Origin of the sequence: Paenibacillus sp. 37 (genome assembly GCF_008386395.1) — a bacterium.
In the GTDB taxonomy this organism is placed as follows: domain Bacteria; phylum Bacillota; class Bacilli; order Paenibacillales; family Paenibacillaceae; genus Paenibacillus; species Paenibacillus amylolyticus_B.
The window spans coordinates 385842-407969 of the sequence record NZ_CP043762.1 but is presented as its reverse complement, the minus strand read 5'-3'; the positions used below and the strand labels follow the sequence as shown (position 1 = coordinate 407969).

The following is a 22128-nucleotide window of genomic DNA, read 5'->3' as shown; positions in this document are numbered from 1 at the left end:
GATGTTTTTTTATAGACTATTTAATGAACAAGCAGCAACCGAGTTGTTATGAAATCACTTCGCTCTCGCTGATACTCGTTTTTGGGTTTGTAGCCTTGCTTTCTCCGCTTTTAATTCAATGACAAAATCCTTGATGGTTTCATTTAACTCTTTTGCACCAGGACCGTCTATCAACATCATTTGGTTTGTTATGGTTTGGATCTGTACATCAATTTGAACAATAGATTGAATCAAAGCATCTACACGCCGCCGTCGTTCACGAACTTCTACTTGAGTAAATCGTTCCTTTTCTTTACTGACCCGTTCTTGGGCTTCTTGATATTTCTTACTTCGTATAAGCTCTAGAATAGCGTTAATACCTCCAAGGAAATCATTTCTCATGTTCATTATCTTTATCTTCTAATAGAATTTGAATAGAACGATTTACAAGTCCTATCAGTTCCAATTTCACCTCATCACCTGTCTGAAGGGTGTTTAGACTTCCATACAAATCCTGTAATAAACCTTGAATCGCCTCACTCTTAGTAGCTAATGAATTTCTTCGAGCGATTTCTGTCTTTACGAGAACGTCCGCTTGTTTCTGTAGAAACTCACCCTGCTCACGAATAACTTTCACAACAGAATCTGCTTGGACTGCTGTCTTTTTGATATCTACCAATGACATTGCCAAGTTCAATAAATCGGGAATGGATTCCAGCGCTTTCAAGGCGGCTTGTTGTTTAAATAACTCACTGTTCTGATTCCGGACTACAATAACATTATTGTCACTTATATCATTTGCATCGATGACTTTTGATTCACGCCGCTTTTTCGATAGTGGCAAACTTCCATGTAGATCTGTATGCCTATTATCTTTCATAATGTGTCACCTCGATCGTATCTTTTTGGCTCAATATGTCGTTAATGTCAAAAACCATTTCTTGTAATAATTGGACATCTTGGGTGAGTTCATGTTTTTTTTCAGGCATACTTTCTCGATATACTTCAAAATATGCTCGTACATTTTCCATATTATGTTCTTTTAACTGTGTAAGATCTTTGCTCACCATTGTTATGGTTTCATCACGCCATGTATCTAGTGCTTTTCTAATGTGCCTCTTTAAGGTTGGTTGCCAGGTTAATGAATCAATCATATAAAATATACCTTCAACAATAACGGCAGCTGCTGCAGTTACGGCTTTCGTCGAAGTGGCACCCATCTTCTTTAGAAATGATGCTAGAGCATTATGAGTATCCCTTGAAAAGGTCTTATTAAACATTTTCCCAACCTGTTTAAGCCCCTTCTTTGCTGCATTGGCCACGCCTGCTCCCGCTCCACCCGCTCCCCCGAATTGTTTAAAAAAAGCGTTCAAACCGTTTCCCGCTGCTTTATGGGCAAGTCGGTTGCTGATGTTTACAAGTAGCGGTTGGAACAAGTTAGATTTCAATACTACTTTCTTTTCAAACTCCACAACAGCCGTATTTAGCATGGCAAAGATTTCTTCATCGAGCCGCTCCAATTCATCTTGAATCCAATTCGAAATGCTTTTGGTCTCGTTCTTGACATGGAGTGGAAACATATGATTCTGAACGAAACCAATGCACTCATCTTTGCTGGCCCATTTGTTAGTATCATCTAGTTCAATGTCTATTTTGCCTTTAATAGTATTAGCTGCACCGTCAAACAGCTTCGCTAATTGACCATTTAACTTATCAAAAACGACGTTAATCCGTTCTAGTGCCCGTTCCTCTGTTTCAAGAAGTGGCTGCATGGCATCTAATACGTCCTGCTCTTCTTCTGCTGACATCTGATGCGCCACTAACCGCTGCACTACATGTCCCTTCATCTCCAGCAAGATATCGTCCTGATACGCTATAAACGCACGCTGGAGTGCTTCCTTTCGCTCTTCCTGTTCCAAGATCTGATGAATATCGTTCCATAATCCAGCTTCACTAGGTAGCACAGGTTGCCCTTCCCTATAACTGCTTCGCACGAGCTGGAGACGAAGTTTCCGATGCAGGCAGTCCTCTGCATACCCACGAATTTCCTCAATACGTGTATCACTCGCCCCAATCCCTTCCGGTACACGATTAATGACGAGTAACACTTCTGTATCGGGGCCAATCAGTTCATTGACATACTTCAAAAATTCATAATCATTTTGTTTAAATCCAATTCGATGAGATACAACGTAAACAATAACATCACTATTCGGGATAAAATCTTTCAATACTGCTTCATGATGTTCTACTATACTGCCGTAACCTGGTGTATCAAAGAGACGCATATCTCGCAGGTCATGAGGAAAAGTTGGTACGATCACACGTAGACGGTGCAAATCAGCATCAGGCTCAAGGGCAAGACTTCCAAAAGTAGTTAGTGAAATTTCTTCCATTGTGGCATCTTTATTGATCGCATAATAGGTCTCTACTTCTCGTTGAACATCTTCATTAGGGTTACTCATCACTTCCACAATCGTGCCTGTTGTTGGTTTAGCACTTGTTTTAAGCATTTCCTTTCCGAGTAGCCCATTGAGGAGCGTCGTTTTTCCACTACTGGTTTCACCTAACATGACTACAAAACTTTCAGGGTGAGCAATTCGTTCAGATAGGAAACGAGCTAAGACTTGTATAGGTTCATGATCTAAACGAGTTGCTAGCGTGCTAATCGCCTGCATTCGATCATTTAACACGTTAAAATCGATCATACGAGTTGTTCCTCCAAACGAACTATAAATGTACTTTCCTCTTCCAACTGTTTCCGAGTTTTCTCTACATCAGCCTCACTCTGTTGAAGAATATGGCTGTGAGTAGTCCTATCATTTCGAAGAGAATCCTCTTGTAGCTTCTTAAATACACGTAGTTCTGCATCTAAACGATCAAACATCTCGTCACATGCGGTTTCTATGTGGGTCTTGAGCATGTGGCGGAAGCTACGAATCGGCTCCTCAAGATCTTGAAGCGTATATTTCTGTCTAACCTCCACAATCTTTTTCTTTGCCTGGATTCCTAACCAAGAGGAAAGGATGGCGATTCCGGTTCCAACGACCACACCACCTATACCGCCAACTACTGAACCCAAAGGTCCTAAGGCACTTCCGACAAGAGTTCCAACTTTAAGACCTAGCAGACTACCAGCGATACCAAATGAAGATGGGATTGCTTTTTCAAACTTGAAGGATTCCTTTTTATGGAATTCACTAGTTTTGTCAAACTCTCCATTGATATCTTGAATCTCCAAATCTTCCAGCAGCACAGAAGTATCCTTTTGAATTTCGAACAATTTCAACGAGAACTCTTCCAACGTATCTTCCATCAAGGAATCTCTTGTTTCGGTGAAAGCACGATTCAACAATTCTCCGTCTACTACACCAGATCCAATAATTCGTCGCATCTCACTCCGCAGGTTCTCCTCTTGTTGTTTGCTGACCGTTATCGCATAATCGCTCATTAACATCCGATGATCATATAGTTTGTCGGAATAATCTGCAATTCGCCGTTTATTCCGGCTTACCACTTCATCAAATTCTCGTTCTTGTGCTGCATATTTCGCACGAAGTTCCTCGGCACTCAAATCTAGATCATTATGGCGCTCGTCTATTTTTTTTAGAATTGCTTGTACAAGATTCCGAATATACAACTTGAATCCTTCTGTTAGAACAGATTTCCAGTTGGACGATACATCTTCCAACATCAGACGGAGTTCTTGCATACCGGAAGCTTGATATCCTGGCAGATCATCTTCTAATCTGGCATTAAGTCCTTTATATACATTGATAATACGAAGATCCTCAGGGGCTTTTGTCTTGGTTTGTGTAGCAATATCTTTGATAATCGCGAGGTTATGTTCCTTACCATCGGCAACTTCTTCCTTGCTCTCATCGTTCCACTGATTTTGAATAAACCAAGCATTTGAAAGCTTAGGCCAGGTATGAGTGAGGAAAATTCGTTCAGGACGTGTAATTGGAGGAACGGTCCGCAGTAAAAAGATTGCGCCAGATAATTTCTCAATATAGTGCATGGTGGTCTCCACATTACGAGCAGTCATACTTCCTACGCCGGGTAGATCTACCAATACAACTTGATTGGCTAATAGATTATCGTTTTTGTAGATCACAATATGTGAGACCTGTTTTTCGTTTCCAGGATTGAAACGATTGTGCACATATTGTTCCATTTTGGTCTTGTCATAGAAACGTTCAATATCGTTTCGTCCTTCAAAATAGACATGAACTTCCCCATCATTATGACGACCGTATCTAATTTCAACTGGTATGCATGTAGTTTCGTCAGCGTCAACGGGTAGAACCAGATCTTCCATGAGCAACGCGTTAAGCAAACTACTCTTCCCCGTTCCTTGAATACCCAGTACCGGAATTAAAAACTCTCCAGTCTCTAAATTATTTAGCTTAGCTTCCAAAATGTCTTTATACGTTTGTTTACCTTCAATAGTTAAATAGGGGGTATATGTATCTGCTAATCGGATCAGATTAGGCTGTAAAACGAGTTCCTTTAGTAAATTAATGTTCATTTAGTTTTCTTCCCTCCGCCAAACCATTTTTTAAGTAATGGTCTATTGTGCCATGCGATCTCATCTTCTAGTTTCTGAATTTCTGCTATGAGCAACTCCTGGGTCGCAGCATTTTGCTTCTGTTGTTCGTGCAATATCTCAAGGATTCGGGATGTGTCCTCCGCTTGCTGTATCGCTTGTTCGCTAAGACCGACAGACTGTTCTTGAATTGCTTGAAGTGAAGTCGTAACTTGCGGAATCTGTACCGTTAATTCCATAAATTGATTTAATGTCGTTGAAATGGTATCCATTCGCTGACTCAGTTTCGTGATTTGATCAAGTAATCTCTGAGACACTGTATCTAGCTCGCCTTGAATAGAAGAAGTGATTCCGTTGACACTCTGTTGCATCTGATCAACATCTCTACGTAAAGATTCTACTTGTTCGTGAGAATCATTGGTAAGACGCTGATTTGAATGTTCGAACTGCTTTAAAATTCTTTGCACGGACTCAATGGAAGTAACAATGTCATCTTTCATATGTCCCAATGCACGTTGACTCCCTTCATGCATTTCAGTTTGCAATGTTTCCATAATTTTACGTGTCATTTCGTCAACTTCAATCAAAATGGAATTGCTCATTCTTAAATTGCTCCCTTAATTTTCTATATAAGCCCTCATTAAGCTTGCGCAATTTTGTAGGATACTTTGATCCACTACAAGATGCGCACACGTTTTTGACAATGCGGCTTGGAGTTTCCTTTCATCATCAATCGTCATCTGTTTCTTCAGTGAAAGTTCGGTGAGTAACAGTGAATAAATTGGATTGGGATGATTTATTAAATAAAGTCCTTTTTTACAATTAAGTTGCTGCTCGCTGATTTCCATAAGGCTCCGCAGACCTTCTGCTACATTATCGCCTTCAATAAACTCAGTAAAGGACTGACTTACCCAATGAAATATAGATTTTTTGGTTAAATCGACTTGATGTATCAAACTTGTTTTGATCTGTTTAATTGTTGCACCCTGCTGAACTGTATTTACTAACATATAAGTACGATAAGGTTCATGATTTAGGAGACTAAACAGCTGTTTTCTGGCATTCTCATTTAGTTTATATTCATTGACAACAATGTATCGATGATTCTCAACGTGCTTATACAGAAATCCCTGTTTCTGAAAGAGCTCTAGATCCTCTTCATTCAACTGGCGATGGAGAAAACGAACACAAAAATCGGATAAGCTAATTTCGTCCCAGCCCCAAATAACGGATGTGCTGAAGATAGGACTACTATTGTCCGTCCAACCCTGTGCAAAATCAAACACAACGGAAAAGCTACTCATCACCAACTGGTGACTAAGTGTATACAACGCAAGCACAGATGAGTCGATCTCAATGACTGAGCGACTCTTCTCCGTGACTGGTGCAGTAAGAGGTACCTCATCCAAAACTTCGGAAGTCGCTGCAGTTTCTCTATTCGATTGGGATTGTTCTTCTGGCTTAACTTCAATCGGATATCCCTCTTGCTCCATTAAATCTCTAATATCATTCATCACAGATTGGATATGTTGTTTCTCTTCAATCGAAACGACCTTTATACGGAATTCTTCCTTCCGTCGTTCGATTTCGTTTCTGACAATATCTAGTTGCACTGATATCCGCTGTGCCCATTGATCTCGAAAAGCAGACAACGGATTCACAATCTCACTAAGATTATCCGTAAGACGGCGACGAATCGCCTCTATGTCAATAATTTCAACGTCTTGCTCTTTTTCCTCATAGCCCCAATTATCTTTTTTGAATATTTTTCCCAAAAAACGAGAGGGACCTCCAAATAATCCGCTCTTTCTCTCCTTATATGTCTCTTGCATGATTTTTTTGCTGACAGTGAATGCATTAGAGGAACGCATTATTCCTGGGAGTAAATCACCTTTGTAGTCGCCTTCGTTGATATTCAGCTTTTTACTCAAGCTTTTGACTTTTCTATCATAAATTCGTCCCGTCTGAATGACTAATTGTTCTGCGCCCTCTACTTCGTTTTTCAAGCTCTGAAGACTATGATCCGCGTCATCTATTTTGGTTTGCTCAAAAGCATCTATTTCAGCGAGTGTACGATCAAACGTTGTCTTGATCTTTTGAATCATATTCGTCATCGATCCGCGGGTTTTCATGAATATTTTCGAAAGATCACGCTTTTCTTCTTCCCAGTCGTAAAGTTGTTTGCGTCGTGTCTCCAGTCTCATGTATTCCTGCTCTATCCCAGCGTGACCCTCAATTTCTAAGTGGAGCATTTCCTCCACATGACGTTTTAATTGATGCACCCTCTCTCGTGCAATGAAAGGTCTTAACTGGTCCACTTGTTGTTGAAGTGAATGGATCAATTGACTAATCCGGGATGCCTCATATTTTTCATGACTGCCTGGAGATTGCTGCCCCATCAGCGCTTGCTTTGCTGAGACTTGGACGAGTATTGCTGTATTCTCTAATTGTATATCCACCTTACCAACAATTCTCATTACGCGGTTCTTATGTTCTAAAGCGATCTCCTCGCGTGTTTTCAACACGATTCCATGTAGCCCCTTTTTTGGCTCTACCGAGTCCAGCATATTCTGAACAATAATGAGAGGCTTGTTATGGTCACTAACGGATTTTAAAACCCGATACGTTGATTCATCTGAATTAGCTTTCATAGTCACTACAAATAAGCACACATCTACTGTGGGTAACAGGGTTTCCATGGTCAAAGATTCATGTCGCTCAAGCCCATAAGCATCGAGTCCAGGACTATCTACAATCTGAATGGCTGGATCGATTGTAAACTGGGATGACTTAAGCTCAATATATGTAACTCCCTTATGATTTTTAGGGTTAAGCCGTTCGTCGGCGAAGTACTCCAATTGATTGGCCAATATAGGACCGGAGAATATTTTAGGGGTACCGTTTTCAAAGTACACCGTCGCTTCGTTTTCTTCACCCTTTGTACATGTAACTAATATCCCTGAGCTTGGTCTGACTGCGGTTGGTAGTAGAGATTCACCCATAAGAGCATTAAGCAAAGTCGACTTACCACTACTAGTTACGCCAACTAATCCAACTCGTATGTGATGTTTTTGCCAATAACGAGTACGATCCTCTAGCCAGCGAATATTTTCTCTAAAATAACGTTCTACAATATCGTCTTTCTTTAATATAGCTAACAAAGCGTTTACCAGTGTTTTCTCTTTCATGGCAACTCCTGAAGGGATGTAATAGTTAAATATAGTTTCATTTATTATGGTTGATGTAGATTAAATAGTTAGGTAAGGAATACAATAAGTCAAATTTTATAACTCCGACTTATTTCCCACAATACCATAAAAATAGGTGTTCTTCTAGGTCAAAAGTATCTCAGTATATCGCAAACAAATGGCTTCAAAATTCCAATTAACAAATATAAATCCAAATTGCGAATCGAAGGCCACTTGGATCTTTTTACTTGTTTCAACCTGTTAGAACACCATACCGTTACAGGCGGTACAGCCATTTAAATGAGCAAAAGTTGCGACCTCTTTAACAATTTTGATTAGAAATTTTCTTTCAGTGGCAGACTATGTATTACTTTTTTTTGAAATAAGAATTTTGTTGAAGTTCACTAACATAAGTAGATTACCTAAAGCAATAGAATAAAAAATGAACGTAGAGCAACTTCCCAATCAATCAAAATGGTAAGTCTTCATTATCAATTGTTTTATGTGTATGCTTATCATTGTCTTTCCACTTCCAACAGAACCGAGAACGACTTGTCCCATAGGCTGAGGTTGTGACAATGCATACTGATGATCTTCCAGGTAGTATACTGATAATCTCCAATGTTTGTATTAATATTAGGAATTTAATATAATATTTATGTACTTATAAGAAACGGAGGGAATATAGTGAAAACCAAATTTGTAGTTGAATACTCTTTCTCTGTACAAGTATATGAAGATAATTTTGAAGAATTCACCGGTTATGAAGAAGTATATGTTAATAATGCTGAAGATGCTGAAGGCGCATGTGAGATTTTAAGGGGGGGCCAAGGATATTTAAATCTTAAAACATCAATTTTTAGTGGAAAAGCAGCAGAAATCATTAAACTTAAACATGATTTACCTCAAATCGAGTTATTAATTCAGACAGGTTCAATTCAAACGCAAGAGCAATTAAAAATACTGCAAAGATTGGTAGATCAGGGACGTCAAATTCTCAACACATAATCTTGTCGATTAACTCTTAAACAACTGGGCTATGAAGTCTCGTCTTTTCTCTTATCAACTCAATTTAGTTTGCATGACTTTTGCGAAAAGATAATAAGAGGAGCACTACCCCAATAAGGAGGTGCTTTTTTCTTATACTCGATTTTTAATGGATATTAAAATTCCTATAAAATGGATTATATTACATTTACAGTTTCAATAACCATTCCCCTTATTTATTAGCCATTTTTTTGTTCAGTCCTTTTGTGTACTTGTACATAAGTTCATTTTCACTTGTTCAAAAATGAACTATACACAGCAGCTGCATTATTTATAGGACATATTTAAACTCAGTATAAAAGCTTCTTAAATACGACCTATACGAATTGCTTTCCTGAACATATTCACTTGTCATTTTATATTGGTCTTCTCTTCAGCAACCACCGATTGTTTGATATTTCTTCAAGGAGAGTTTAATTAGTTATGTTACACGACCCTAAGTTGACCAGTTAATTCTATGTCTTACAAAGAAATCGACTCACGAACCAAATACCCTAAAATAGTATTATATAATTTTAACTCTAGCCTACATATAAGACTAAAATCCTCTAAACAGATCACCAATCTTTTCTATGAACTTTCCGAATAACCCAACTTCTCTAATAGTAGTTTGCCTAACTCTTTCGTTACACCATTCGCAGATTCGTGATCACCTTTTATCCGGTACATGCGTCTGCAATTCATTAAAAATAACTTGTAAGGTTCATAAAATTCTTGTACATTAAGCGGTTCATTCAAATAAATAGCCTCCTTTAGTGAGTCATTCCCCTCACTATACCATAACAAAAACCGAAGAATAAACCTCCCCCACTGGAATCATTTATCCTTCGGCCATATAAGAAATTATCTATTGAGATCAGTCAATCTTTACTATATGTGTACCGAGTTTCGCCAAAGCTGGACCAGCAGTAAGAATTTCATCTTTCCAAGACCAATTCTCTGAATCAGGAGTATTTACCTTTCTTGATCCGTTACCAATCATACAGACTACATGTTCAGCACGTGTTACTGCAACATAAAGGATACGTGCTTCTTCCTCTAAAAAGTCCTGACGATGCTGCTCTTCCCATTCCTTAAACTTCGATGATCGGCCATGCTCACCTGGAAGGATGAGATCGATACCCCAACCCTCGCGTTCATGGAAAGTTGGAAGTTTATCATTTGGAAGTAATCTTCGACCGACATCTGGGATGATGACGATGGGATACTCTAATCCTTTAGCTGAATGTACTGTCGAGAAACGTATAGCATTTGGCTTAGCGTCTTCTTCACCAGTGTCAGCTTCGTCCATATTCATACCAGATAAAAGAGCTGTTTGAAAGCGGTCAAAAAATTGTTGAAGGGTTTGGGCTTCAGCATCCATAAGTTCTCGCGACCACATCACGAGTTTCTCTAAGTTGGCCACAGCTTGGGAATTTCCTTGTTTACCATAGTACTCCCTAACTCTTGTGAATTCATACATATATGTTAGTAATTGAGGAACCAAATCAACTTTTATCCTTTTTCGAAGTTCCGCGATTCCCAGTAACCAACTTTTACATTCTTCCTCTTCTTCAAACCAGTCTCTCAGCACTTGGTTTGTACCATCACTCTTATAAATCGAATTCGGAGCGACAAACGGCAAGAAAGGTGTTCCTAAAGCTAAGTCTAGGGAAACGTCATCAGGATATTTTAAAATGGCTTGAAGCATGTAGTAGCAAGCTATAATTTCTGGTTTCTTAAAGAAACTGCCGCCGGTATCATTTATCACAGGAATATCGGATGGGAATTTTGCTAAATAACGATTCAACTGATAGTTAGAACGAAATAAGACACAAATATCGCGATATTCTACAGTGCGATTACCTGTATGCCGGTCATGTATCGATTGACCGAGAAAGTCTTTTATTTTTTGAAGTACGCGTTCAAAAATAGGTTGCTCCCTATCTTTAAAGACATCAATATGTTCATATTGGAATGGGATAAGACTGTCCTTTGGCACATGAGCATCCTCTGCCTGGTTTAATTTTTCTTTCAAGAAATCGTATCTCAACCCCATATCGTCAAACAACGCTTCTTGCGCCTTATGTAAAAGCGCAGTTGGGCGCCTTGAAGCACTAAGGGACAGGGGCTTCGTGTTGTTTAGATCTGCAATTTTCTGCAATACGGAATGGTCCGCTCCACGGAACCCATATATAGCTTGTTTACGATCTCCTACGACCAAAACATGCTTTAAATTAGGTGATAGGGATTGGATAATACTCATCTGTAATTCATCGGTATCCTGAAATTCATCTACAAATAAGTATCGAAATCTAGAAGCTACTAGAGGGCTAATTTGATGTTCATACCGCTTGACTAATTCTGCAGATTTGTGGAGAAGATCATTGCTATCTACCCCACCCAATTCCTGTTTTATAGCCCGATACTTGTCGTCGAGTTTATTCAACAGGTGGGCAACTGCATTACGATGGTCTTGCTCTTCATCGTCTTCCTTTTGATTCAAAGTTTCTTGAACAACAACTTTTATGGAGCGACCGCGGCCTCTAATGTACTCATACCACTGCTCAAGATGCTCATTCATTACATGAGGGGCCCACTTGACGTTATCACTATTGAATAATATAGAAGTCGCTGTATCACTTAACGATTCGTCTAAAGTCTCTTTTAACGCTCTTTGAAAATGATGGCGTGCCATCAAAATCTCAGTCTCATGTGGAATCAATTCCGTATATCCAAAGTTTTGAAGAAGCATAGAACAAAAACGATGTATTGTTCCAATAAACGTAGATGCAATCCGTTCCTTTTGTTCAAACCAGTGGGTTCTTTCCTCCCAATCGCCTTCATTTTCTGCGTCTCTTATCCTGTCCTGCACACCACTTTCTAAACGCTCCCTCATCTCATCGGTTGCCTTGTTGGTGAAGGTAATCAAGGCGAAGTCATCAATGTTCACTTTTTCCTCTTTGACGAGATGAAGTACTGAGGCAACCATTGTTCTGGTTTTACCTGATCCCGCACCAGCCGAAACCACTGTTATCGGTTTTGCCCCCATTACACTATCAACAATTGCAGCTTGCTCTTGAGATAGAGATATTCCTCCGCGTAAAATCATTCGCTCTCCTCTCCCAACGGACTACTTATACCCAAGCACTCTGGACGTACAGGGCATGATGTACAATGCTCACCAGGATGCATGGGAAACTTATTTGATTCAATATTTTTGATCATTTGTCCAATTTTTGTTGGTAAGCCTTCAAAGTGTTCTTTGAGCATTTTCGTGTGGGAATTTTTTGCTACCACTTGCTTCTTTTCAATGGCGAAGAAAGAGTTAATCGTTTTTCTCCACCAGTTCACCGCTTGATATTGAGTGCTAAATAATTGAACTCCTTCTATTTCAATTTCTATATGGAACTCTTTACCATCACTCTCATCTTTACCTGGTAGAAGCCATTCTCCTGAAAGCAAATCCCCAAATAACGCAACGTTAAACTTAGCAGATTGCAGCATATAAGGTATTTCAAACGTAATTTTAATCGTTCTTTCTTCAACTTCCCCTTCAACTAAAACACTAAAGGACTCTTTAGACCCTTTGAAGAGACTGCGGAAATAACTGTGCTGCTCCTTCGCAAGGTGATCTAATTGACCTTTCACCTGAAATTCGATAGCATGCCAAACGATCGGACTAAACGCGGGGAAAATCCTGCGAACCTCTTCTCGCGTCATTTCCATAGAGTTAAGTAGTGACTGATAAAATAAATTTTTGTCAGATGACTTTAAATCTGATTGTTCTATGCGACCATAGATACGATTTAGCCAAATACTTTGAGCATAAATTTGTAGTTGCCATTGAGTTCGATATATTCTTGCCTCAGGATGGAGTAGTTCTAATCGATAGCGCAATGGGCATAGACCGTAGTGGGCTAATTCACTCAAATCATAAGATTTTCGTTTTGCCGATCTTACTTTTACCGCTTTAACACCATCATGGGCAAGACTCATATCCAGGGTATCCAGTACACCTTGCACTTCCCTTTTCGTTTCTAACAAACGTTCCACTTCTTGCATGTAGGTACTAGGTTGAAAGGATCGGTCTCCGTCTTTTTGGGCGTAACTTAGCACTAGCTGCTCTACTGCCGAGCGTATAACCGTCAGGAACATGTACCGCTCGGTCATGAGATGTTTGCCTCTCCCATCGACATAAAATGGCCATGGTTCGGGATACAATACAGGAACATGCACATTATCACAGCCCAAGTACAAGACCGCCTTATATTCCATTCCATCCAATGTCTCAGGAGTTACAATACGAAGTAAGTAATCATGTCCTTCCTCATTTTCATCCTGTTCTTCTTCATCCGTATTTTCACCTTTAGTAAGTGCATGTATCGCATCTCCAAACTCTTCTGTAGTGAGTGGAATCGAGAAATATGTACTTAACTCTTGGAACACCGTCTGGATTTTCTCTAAAACGATCCGTTCTGCTTTACGTAGATCTTTAGGTAGCATTTGATTCAATTCTTCTTGCAAAATTTCAATATGTCTTCCTACCGATATTTCTTTCTGGTGAAATAGACGATTACATATTCTATCAAGTAATTCAATAACCTCATTCCACTTCCGAACCGTCTCCTTATCTACTAGGCCAAGTGGTAAACGAGAAGTCATTTCTTTCTCGCAGTCTGTCTCTAATTGCGTAAATACCGTTAGCCATTCCTTCTTCGACCTACAGGTGTTAAAGTATTGGTACTTCACCGCTCGAAACACAGGTGTTGAATCTTGAATCCCTGCTCCTAACCATCCAGATGATAAAATCGACTCCAATATATCTGCTTGGAGATCAAGAGTATTATCCTTCCATATCTGGTACAGATTCAAAACAAATCTTCCTACAGGTGTAAGAAGAAGTAACCGAGGAGTTGTAAGCAATTCTACTTTTTCACCTCGATAGTAAAGGGGATCCATTTCCATATAATCCCGAAGTCTGTCAACAAATTCTTTTGAACGTCTCATTACAACGGCAACATCTTTGGGTTCATATCCACTGTCGAACCATTGTTTGAGTTGTGTAATACAACCCTGCAGTTCTCTATCCCGATTCGGATATTGCTTTAAATGGACATTTGAAACTTGATCGGGAAATGCATTATAACCACCACTCTGTAGTATCTGTCTTTGAAGATATTCTATATCTGGTTGTTCACTAATTTTAGGTGTGTTTAAGGTAAACCGACAATTAGAAGCAATAATTTTATACGTCTCTTCAATGATTGAGAAGGCCTTTTTTTGATGTTCCCGATAAGGGACAATAAACACAATTTCTTTCCCTTGTTTACTGCACTGCTCAATAAACCAGCGTTGTAGGTCTGTAAAATAGGTGAAACCTTCCATGATGATAAGATCAGTAGGCGAAGACACTTTCTTAAGATAGTCCCTTGCTGCCGCTTCAAACAATCGTTTGCCTTCAGCCTCCAAACGATCATAAAAGGAAGATTGAATATCCTTCAAATGTGTTTCAATGACGGGATTAACCAATTGCTTCCGTTTCTCATCAGGAAGTGAAGTATGACGAAGATCTATCCCTTGTGCGGCTAAAGCATATAAGATACGAATCCATGAAGAATAATCATGACGTAACAAGTCGCGAAGATGTTCGGTACCTTTAGATACTTCATTCATGGCACGATAAAGCATGACCTTCTCTTCGCCCCTTGAAGATAACATGTATGTTTGTTTAGTCCATGCCCGAACAATATTTGAAAAAAGAATCATTTTTCGTTTCTCGCCTCGATCGTCTTCCAGATATTGATGTTCCGGAATCAGACCTTCACGTTCTCTAACAGAAGCCAAAGCTTTCGTAGCTGTAATATAAGTATAGTTACGTCCCTTAATGATGTTTTTCTCAATAAGGTTGTTGTCTGGACGTTGGCTCTCATAGGTATATAAGGTAAGCATCCCATTCCTCCAGATCGTAGTTTAAACATAATAAAAGCCTTGCGAGTGTGGTCTCTAAGGCCTATGCCAATAGTAGCATGATCGGTATTTTTTGGAAACGAGAACATGACGGGAACACATATTTGAAAGTATCTAATCAAAAAAAGAAACGATGCATCAAGACATCGCTTCTCCCAAATAAGCTACTAATTTGATCGATCGTTTCATGTAATTTTCTAGTTCATATTATTCAGATATTCTTCAACCGCTATTAGAATCCCCGTTGTACCTGAACTTCGTGGATATACCACGTTATTCCTCAAGTAAGGTTGAATACCGTAAAAGATAGCATGACTTAAACATGTCGTAACAATTACGACAATATCAGCAGATTTCACATGTGACTTCGCTTCTGCTGTTAGTGCATCATCTGTGCATATAACATATCGATGAGACGGATTTCGCAGACCCAATTTCTCTACTGCACGTCGTGCTGTATGCTCCCGTAAAGTATAAATTGCTATTTTCTGCGGCGGCAAAGAAGCAAGTACATCAACCGAATCTTCTTCATTTTTTTGAAGTGCCTGAGACAACCTTACCAATAAGTTTGCGTCTGCTCCCATCAAACGTCCAAGTTCATACCACCCAGTTAGTTGTACAGTTTCAAGGGTTATTAACGAATCTCCTAATGTCCCTGACCAGTGATTCCACAAATCAACCAGCTTCTGTTGAGGAATACCGTAGTCAAAATACAGTTCTAGTGCCCCCTGCAGGAATGGGAGTACCATTTTACTAGGGGAAAGATCAAACCAAGCTACTGAGCGTTCAAATTGTGGATGCGTCAGGCTGAAATCCAAATAAACAATACCTTCTGATAACTTCAGGAAGTATGTCATAGATGCTTGATTCTTCTTGGAATGGGCTAGTATCAGTTCAGAGCAATAATCATACAAACTCAGTGCAGTGTCTTTTGGGAAATGAGTTGGATCCATTAACTCCGTTAAAAACATAGATAACGCAGTCTCTAATAAGCTTCTTGAACTCCCATGTAAAGGCATCATAGCGAGTTCCGCAAATTGTTCAGCCAGTAAGGTCAGTACACTATCTGTCCAGACCATACCTCCTCTTGTCGTATCCATTTCTCTTAGCAACGCTTGCCCCTGTTCAACATCATTTGGTTCCGATAAAAATTGCGCAAACCATCTGTGCCAAGTTACTTCAACACTTTTTGAGACACTTTGGCTCGAAGGTTCTTTCGTAGCAATTGCTGTGGAGTTCATCCGGGCTTGAACCAACATCACGTCGGCACGACACTCTGGATCGCGGAGTAAGGCTTGTTGCTCTTCACTTGGCAATTCATCCCACGCGAACTTTGCTTCCTCATATACGATTGGTGAATCGGTCATTGTTGCAATCTTACATAAATATTTGGTCTTAAATGGAGTTAGACTGCTCATTTTTAGATCTTGATACGCTTGATCAAAATGTTGAAGTTGGAACTCGGTAATTACCTTATTCTCTAACGTAAGTTCCGGCTCATCTGATTGTGGCGATAATTGATCTAATAAAAAATGAATGATTGCTATCGAAGCACTATCTTGAACAAAATTTAGCAATCGTTGAAGTCCATCATAATCTGTTTCAAGGTAGGCGTTGTAAGCTTTAATTCTACAGATAGACTCTTCTCTACTACTTACACTCTTGTGAATTAATGTTCCTAGACGGTACCTAGATTGCGTAAACAACACAAGGCTCTTATTAAAGTCCTCTGATAAATCCGAAAGAGCAATAGCCGTGTAAGCTGAGCGGAGAAGTATTTGCTGTATACGTGCAGGTATATAGTCCATCTGGACAATAATCTCGTAGTCCTTGGAGTACCAAATATCATCCCAGTGATGTTGAGCAGCTAACCACTGCATTTTAAGAAATAAATAATTTTCTTCGCTCACGTAACTACCATGGCGTATGATCTCTAATGTCCTAAACGCTTCTTTCCATTGCTCAGTCGCCACTTGCTCATGGAATTGGTTTCGGAGTGTGAAGGCGCTATGTTCCGTGTCCACAGAAGTAATACTCGGGCGTTTTTCATCTAGCCCAATCCAAAGGCTAAGCATGTCCCAGATTTTATCGGATACGGCAAGAGGGGAAATAAATACAAAGTACCCCTCTGGAAAATGCTGAGCCCCTACTTTTTTTAATGGTGTATGTTCACCTGCAAATAGAACCTTTCTCGGTGCTGTCGAATGACAATATCGCCCAATGAAATGCTGGATTTCTTTGGTATGATCCTCTGCTTTTTTACCTTCCTTTTGAAGAATCATCCAGGTTATTTCATTACCCGTTTGTATAGGTAAGACCGCCGTCTGCTCATTGATTAAACGAGAAATCATACGGTGATATACGACATTTGAGTGGCCTGGGGAATGGTTCTCGATGTAGACATTCACAAATGAATCATGGTTACTGCGATTCATCATAATTGCTCAGTCACCTCCCAAGAATGCCGTGCTTTATTCCATACATTCAAAACTTCAGACGGTTCCAAATTCAGAACGACTTGTTCCGATCCTGTATAGGAACCCTGATCTGAGAACGCCAAGGTACCACTTAACGATAGTCGTTCCGTAAATAGCCCTTCGTGCTCGAATCCAACGGTTTGATGACGTATTTCAATTTTTTTATTAAACTCCACAATTGTTCTTTGAGTCTGTAGGTGCTCTGTATTACAAATAATACGAACGGATGCCCCTTTTGCTGACAGCGCATATAGAATATCAGACAGATGGATCCATCTTCGCTGTACACGAGGGAACTGATCCGAATAAGTCTCGAGTTGATTATCCAAGAGCGCAACATCACTTAACCGGTTTATCACAAAGTAAATTTCATTACTAGGACTCATGAGTTCAGTAACTAATAATGAGGCTATTGTATCTTTTAGAGTTTTTTGTCCGGTTCGGACATTTAACGTTCGTCTAAGCATGTGACACCTCTCGCACGCGCAAGTCATAATACCATTCCATCCCGTGATTATGAACAGAATGAATGTAAGGGAAGAATACCTCAAACTCCATTTCAATTGGTGAATTTAGAAGTTGCAGCATATCCAATTGAAGTTGCTCTCTCTCTTCAAAACTCACAACTAATTTCACACGACTACCACGCCCGAGTGCTTGCTGAACTCGTGCCTTCCACTCGCTCTCCGCATAATAAGTAGTATATATGGGTTTTAAGAGATGTTCTGTAATGATTCTAGACGGCTTCATAAATTTCTGAAAAGGCGAATATAGTTCCAAACATTCCGGACAGGATTCATGGCAATCACTAAGCAATAAAGATTCAATAAACAAATACCGTTGCTTTTGCTGTTGTTCCTCATCACTTCCAATAAGGCCCAGAAGCAAATCTGCCTGTTCGGCAATATGTTCAAGTCTCAGGCACGCCACTGCAAAAATGTTAGCACTGATGTGACACCCTATTCTGCGACTCTCCTCATGCCAAAGATCATGCAGTTCCTTTGTAAATCGGTCAAGTTCAGTTGTACTGTGACTACGCAAATATTTGGTCACTAAGCTGACAACAAACTCGCGTTTTGGCGGAATTCCAGCACGTTCTAATGTATCTAGTAAATGCTCGAGCAAATCTTGTTGCTGCTCCACACGTCGCTCTTGACGAATCTGTGCAACAATCTCTTGTAATGGCCATTCCTCTAAAAGTGGAAGTGCTGCTTTTAACGATGTCGTCACTTTATTTCTTGCACACGTGCGCAGACTTTTTATCATGTACTCTTCAAACTTACCTGTCGAATGGCGCATGACAGCAGCTAGCTTACTAATGATTCCTAAACCACCTGATTCAGTCTCAGACAAGTAAATCCATTTACCTTGGATATCCACTAATAGATCTTCAACATTGACATCCGGTAACATTTCGCCTAACGCTCGATAAACAGCTGCGGCTAGAGTTGTTGTGGTTGTTTTATCTACCCACTCTATAAAAGCAGCATCTTGCCGCAAATCTCCATTTAACGGTTCAAGTAATTTCAAAAAAGAGTCCATCAGTTCATTATCCTGAATTAGCGAATACAAATTCAAGAGAACTTTACTATCTTCTGCACTATCTCGATCTTGATCTCCTGCATCCACAATGGTGGAATGGAAGATGACTTGGAGTGTTCGCTTGCTGATGGCTTCCGCCTTTTCTTTAAACTCCTGAATGGCTTCAGACAGACTGCTCTGCCTGCTGACCGCTGTAGCCACAATAGAAGATAGGATGATTTGCGTCAACCAGTCAATTTCAAACGAATTTAACCTAGACGCGATTTCACTATTAGATCTCACTACATGCGCATAAAAAGTCGGTATTGACTCTTCCACAATACGTTCCCATTGCTCGTGGTTAAATAGCGGGGCTAAGTCGTAGTCATGAATTTCAAAAGCTAAGGCATCGACATAACGCTGGAAGCCAAGTGCCGCAGGCTTTTGCTCATAACTGAACTCAAATATACGAGTGACGGAACCCATTTCAGACTTCTTATATTTGAGTTCAGATGTTACACGTGCTGAATAACGTGTAAATATGACATAGTTGTTCTCTTCACTTGTATAACTAATTACTTGTTTTAATAGCGGGGCTAGTGCACTTTCCGTATGCCATGTTATTCGTTTATCATTGTCTCCATCAGTACTTGGTTTGATATGTGTGTCCCAGTCATGAAATCCTGTTGAACGGTCCGAAACCTCTTTAGGGATTTGTTGTAGTTTTATCATGTAAGGCTCATAAACCGATAAGTTTTTTTCGTGGTCCACCGTATCATCCATTACTGGAACTTCTGTGATTCGTTTTGACTTCAGGTCTTCCCCGTCTAACTCGACGATGCCTGTTTCACTGGTGATCCAGTGTGCTTCTGTGATCCATTCTGCATTTACAAACCGTTTGGATACGTTCCCCGGTGCAAATTCTGTCATACCTGGCACAAGCGCTAATGTCTCTTCTTTCCCATTAGGTACATGAAACGTTAACTCAGAAACATCCAATGCCGTGAAGAGCGTCTTGGGAATAAACCCACGGAGCGGCTCTCGTTTTTGATCATCATCTGCCAAAGCATAATTTGAAGAAAGTTGTAAGTAAAGTGTTGGTAGTAACTCAAACCAAAAAGAACGTGGCGGTGTCCACAGTAGTCTTAATAATTCAGCTTCAGATACAAGTATTGCGTCTTTCGCGTAAGCTTTCCATTCTTCGTCATCGCCATTTAGTAGTCGCTTCAATTCATTCATGATGATCCGGTTTTCTCTTGCATACCTCTGCGAGCCCTCTTCCGTGAAAAGATATCGCAGATCGACTGAACTTCCGGATGCCACCAACTTACCCGTTAGATACTCGAGCAAGGTAAATGCTAACTGAATACGCTGCACATAGGAGTTGCGTAGGGGAAGAGAAAGGTCGTTTAGTGTTGGTTGAAAGAGTTGCTCAGGGTAATCATAAACGTAACGATCTCGCCCATACGCAGACGTTACTACAATAGTCCACGGGCGCATCCCCCGTGAGCGACCGGCACGGCCTTTACGTTGCAAGAATGACGCTAAGTTACGCGGCGCCTTATGTTGAATCACAGCACCCACTTTGGTGTCGTTATAACCGACTTCCAATGTACTTGTTGCAATAACCAATTTAGCCGTGTCTTTAACCCCTTTATGCTGTGAAGAGGTAATATCCAATGTTAATGGCTCACGTAAACTACTAGAATGAATCATTTTCGGTATTGTCCAAATTTGACCTAGTGCTACTTGGGCCGCAACAGTGCCATCATAAACATCTTGAAAGAGATCGTAATCTCGATATTGACTAAGTTTCTTATACTTCTCTGCATCCACTTCGATATGATACCAACGATTAATAACATCCAGTTTATCGGTAAAACCGAATAACTTGGAACCAATAGCCCCTCGTGAAACATCTTCATGTAACGGATCTAAAATGCGACCCATTAACATGGCTGTTTGTACCGACGTCGATAAGATTGATGTCGCTGAAAAAGGATCTCCCCGAACAATTAGGTTGTACTCCATGCCTTCAGAGACCATCTCATCTTCACCTGGTGTAATATAGTCAACTAATTCTTCCCTCAACCCAGTTAATTGAGAGAAGAAAGATTTTGGATTTGAAAGTGTTGCTGATAATCCGACGAAGTGCGTTCCGCGTGTTTCTTCTCCTCGGCGCATTTGTTTACGCCAACGGCGAAGCAGATAAGCGACATGAGCACCGCTCACTCCTTCATAAATGTGAACTTCGTCCATTAGCACAAATAAAGGGGGTTCAATAGAGCCAACACCAAACAGTCGACGTTCCACAATATTTGTTAATTTACGATTCAACATTTCCGTCGATGTAAACAAAACATCAGGTGGATGTGCAATCATCCTTTTTCTTGTAAGGATGATTTGTCCGGGACCGACATGGAATCCGCAAGTATGATCTTCACAAGTTAAACGCTCTTTTTCTCCAGTACCTCCATGGTTGATTTCCCATTCCACATCTTCCTCGTGCCAAACCATTGCCGAACCGCATGTTGGACAGGAGAGTGACGGGCAAACATAACCATTGTCTTGTTTCTTCCATTTCCGAAATTTACTTAGAATGACCTCATGGGCTGTATTTGGTGTATCTCCATAAAAAACCCCTATAGTGAGGCTACGAATATTCAACGTTGTACAGTAATCTTGTAACGCTTTTATTTCAGCAACGGCTTCACGGAACTGGTCTTTTAACAACTCGATACGCGGATAAATCCCAATGACCTTTGTCCATGTACGAGGATCTTTCTCCAAGAGCGCTGTCAAATGACTAAAAACAGGGAGATAGAAGGCCTTTGTTTTTCCGGAACCCGTTCCGGCACCTATGATTGTCGCTTGATCTTTAGGTTGCCTTGTCCATTGTAAAAGCTGGCGTAAGGAACGTAATTGAAAGGAAGCAAGTTCCACTTTACCTTCACGTATTAAAGCGCGTACTGCTTGTTGCGTACGATTATCAATCTTAAGTGTGTTTAAGTAATCGAGGACCTCAGCCATTCTCTGATCTCGTTTTGGATATTTTCGATATGATAACAACGGTTTTATATGACTTACTAAGTTACGGCCAGTCTGCCAGTCCTTCGTACTAAATCTTTGCTTCAAAAGTAGTAGTAATCGAAACGCTTCCGCATAACGGGTACGGAAGCGATCCGGTGAAACGGGAAACATCAGTTTTCGTTCCGTTAGGTTTTCAATAATAACAGGAATGGTTGAAGTATCAATTGCTAGTTCATCTATCAACTGGCTAATCACCTTTGAAGGTGGTTGTTCAATTAATGGTTCAAGGATATCATACGCATCTATTGAACCACCAATGAAGCCCCATTCTAACAACTGATTTTCCTTACGTTCGATTTGAGATAGAAGTTCTTCACACAATAGATCA

Annotated in this window: 12 protein-coding genes; 1 reads left to right on the top strand and 11 read right to left on the bottom strand. The window is 40.1% G+C overall.

Annotated features, from left to right (window positions below):
* Positions 1-54 precede the first annotated feature (54 nt).
* From F0220_RS31685 to F0220_RS31660, 6 genes are read right to left on the bottom strand one after another with little or no spacing between them, the layout of a single operon-like run.
* Positions 55-387: a hypothetical protein gene (locus F0220_RS31685; protein WP_149847139.1), complete on the bottom strand. Its 333-nt coding sequence runs from the start codon at positions 385-387 to the stop codon at positions 55-57.
* A complete protein-coding gene (locus F0220_RS31680; RefSeq protein ID WP_149847138.1) occupies positions 371-859 on the bottom strand; it encodes a hypothetical protein in 489 nt (162 codons plus the stop codon). Before F0220_RS31680 ends, F0220_RS31685 begins: the two co-directional genes overlap by 17 nt.
* Positions 849-2687, bottom strand: a complete 1839-nt coding sequence (locus F0220_RS31675) for a dynamin family protein (RefSeq protein WP_149847137.1) — start codon at positions 2685-2687, stop codon at positions 849-851. Before F0220_RS31675 ends, F0220_RS31680 begins: the two co-directional genes overlap by 11 nt.
* Entirely contained in the window at positions 2684-4510 is a 1827-nt protein-coding gene (locus F0220_RS31670) for a dynamin family protein (protein WP_149847136.1), read from the bottom strand. Before F0220_RS31670 ends, F0220_RS31675 begins: the two co-directional genes overlap by 4 nt.
* Complete coding sequence (locus tag F0220_RS31665; RefSeq protein WP_149847135.1) at positions 4507-5130, bottom strand: hypothetical protein; 624 nt, start codon at positions 5128-5130, stop codon at positions 4507-4509. Before F0220_RS31665 ends, F0220_RS31670 begins: the two co-directional genes overlap by 4 nt.
* 15 nt (positions 5131-5145) lie before the next feature.
* A complete protein-coding gene (locus F0220_RS31660) occupies positions 5146-7716 on the bottom strand; it encodes a dynamin family protein (protein ID WP_149847134.1) in 2571 nt (856 codons plus the stop codon).
* A gap of 687 nt (positions 7717-8403) precedes the next feature.
* Here F0220_RS31660 and F0220_RS31655 point away from each other — a divergent pair.
* Positions 8404-8724, top strand: a complete 321-nt coding sequence (locus tag F0220_RS31655; RefSeq protein ID WP_149847133.1) for a hypothetical protein — start codon at positions 8404-8406, stop codon at positions 8722-8724.
* An 895-nt stretch (positions 8725-9619) separates the two neighbouring features.
* Here the strand turns inward: F0220_RS31655 and F0220_RS31650 are convergent.
* The 5 genes from F0220_RS31650 to dpdJ form a co-directional block, all read right to left on the bottom strand.
* Positions 9620-11854, bottom strand: a complete 2235-nt coding sequence (locus F0220_RS31650; RefSeq protein WP_149847132.1) for a UvrD-helicase domain-containing protein — start codon at positions 11852-11854, stop codon at positions 9620-9622.
* Positions 11851-14694 (bottom strand): PD-(D/E)XK nuclease family protein, encoded by a 2844-nt coding sequence (locus F0220_RS31645; protein ID WP_149847131.1) that lies wholly within the window; start codon positions 14692-14694, stop codon positions 11851-11853. Before F0220_RS31645 ends, F0220_RS31650 begins: the two co-directional genes overlap by 4 nt.
* 215 nt (positions 14695-14909) lie before the next feature.
* Complete coding sequence (locus F0220_RS31640) at positions 14910-17150, bottom strand: DUF2325 domain-containing protein (protein ID WP_149847130.1); 2241 nt, start codon at positions 17148-17150, stop codon at positions 14910-14912.
* Complete coding sequence (locus F0220_RS31635; protein ID WP_149847129.1) at positions 17147-17518, bottom strand: hypothetical protein; 372 nt, start codon at positions 17516-17518, stop codon at positions 17147-17149. The genes F0220_RS31640 and F0220_RS31635 overlap by 4 nt, the downstream gene beginning before the upstream one ends.
* A 130-nt stretch (positions 17519-17648) precedes the next feature.
* Positions 17649-22121 (bottom strand): protein DpdJ, encoded by a 4473-nt coding sequence (dpdJ, locus tag F0220_RS31630; protein ID WP_149847128.1) that lies wholly within the window; start codon positions 22119-22121, stop codon positions 17649-17651.
* Between the last annotated feature and the right edge of the window lie 7 nt (positions 22122-22128).

Coding starts and splice junctions, on each gene's coding strand:
- F0220_RS31685 (WP_149847139.1), bottom strand. CDS start 387: ATGAACATGAGAAATGATTTCCTTGGAGGTATTAACGCTATTCTAGAG.
- F0220_RS31680 (WP_149847138.1), bottom strand. CDS start 859: ATGAAAGATAATAGGCATACAGATCTACATGGAAGTTTGCCACTATCG.
- F0220_RS31675 (WP_149847137.1), bottom strand. CDS start 2,687: ATGATCGATTTTAACGTGTTAAATGATCGAATGCAGGCGATTAGCACG.
- F0220_RS31670 (WP_149847136.1), bottom strand. CDS start 4,510: ATGAACATTAATTTACTAAAGGAACTCGTTTTACAGCCTAATCTGATC.
- F0220_RS31665 (WP_149847135.1), bottom strand. CDS start 5,130: ATGAGCAATTCCATTTTGATTGAAGTTGACGAAATGACACGTAAAATT.
- F0220_RS31660 (WP_149847134.1), bottom strand. CDS start 7,716: ATGAAAGAGAAAACACTGGTAAACGCTTTGTTAGCTATATTAAAGAAA.
- F0220_RS31650 (WP_149847132.1), bottom strand. CDS start 11,854: ATGATTTTACGCGGAGGAATATCTCTATCTCAAGAGCAAGCTGCAATT.
- F0220_RS31645 (WP_149847131.1), bottom strand. CDS start 14,694: ATGCTTACCTTATATACCTATGAGAGCCAACGTCCAGACAACAACCTT.
- F0220_RS31640 (WP_149847130.1), bottom strand. CDS start 17,150: ATGATGAATCGCAGTAACCATGATTCATTTGTGAATGTCTACATCGAG.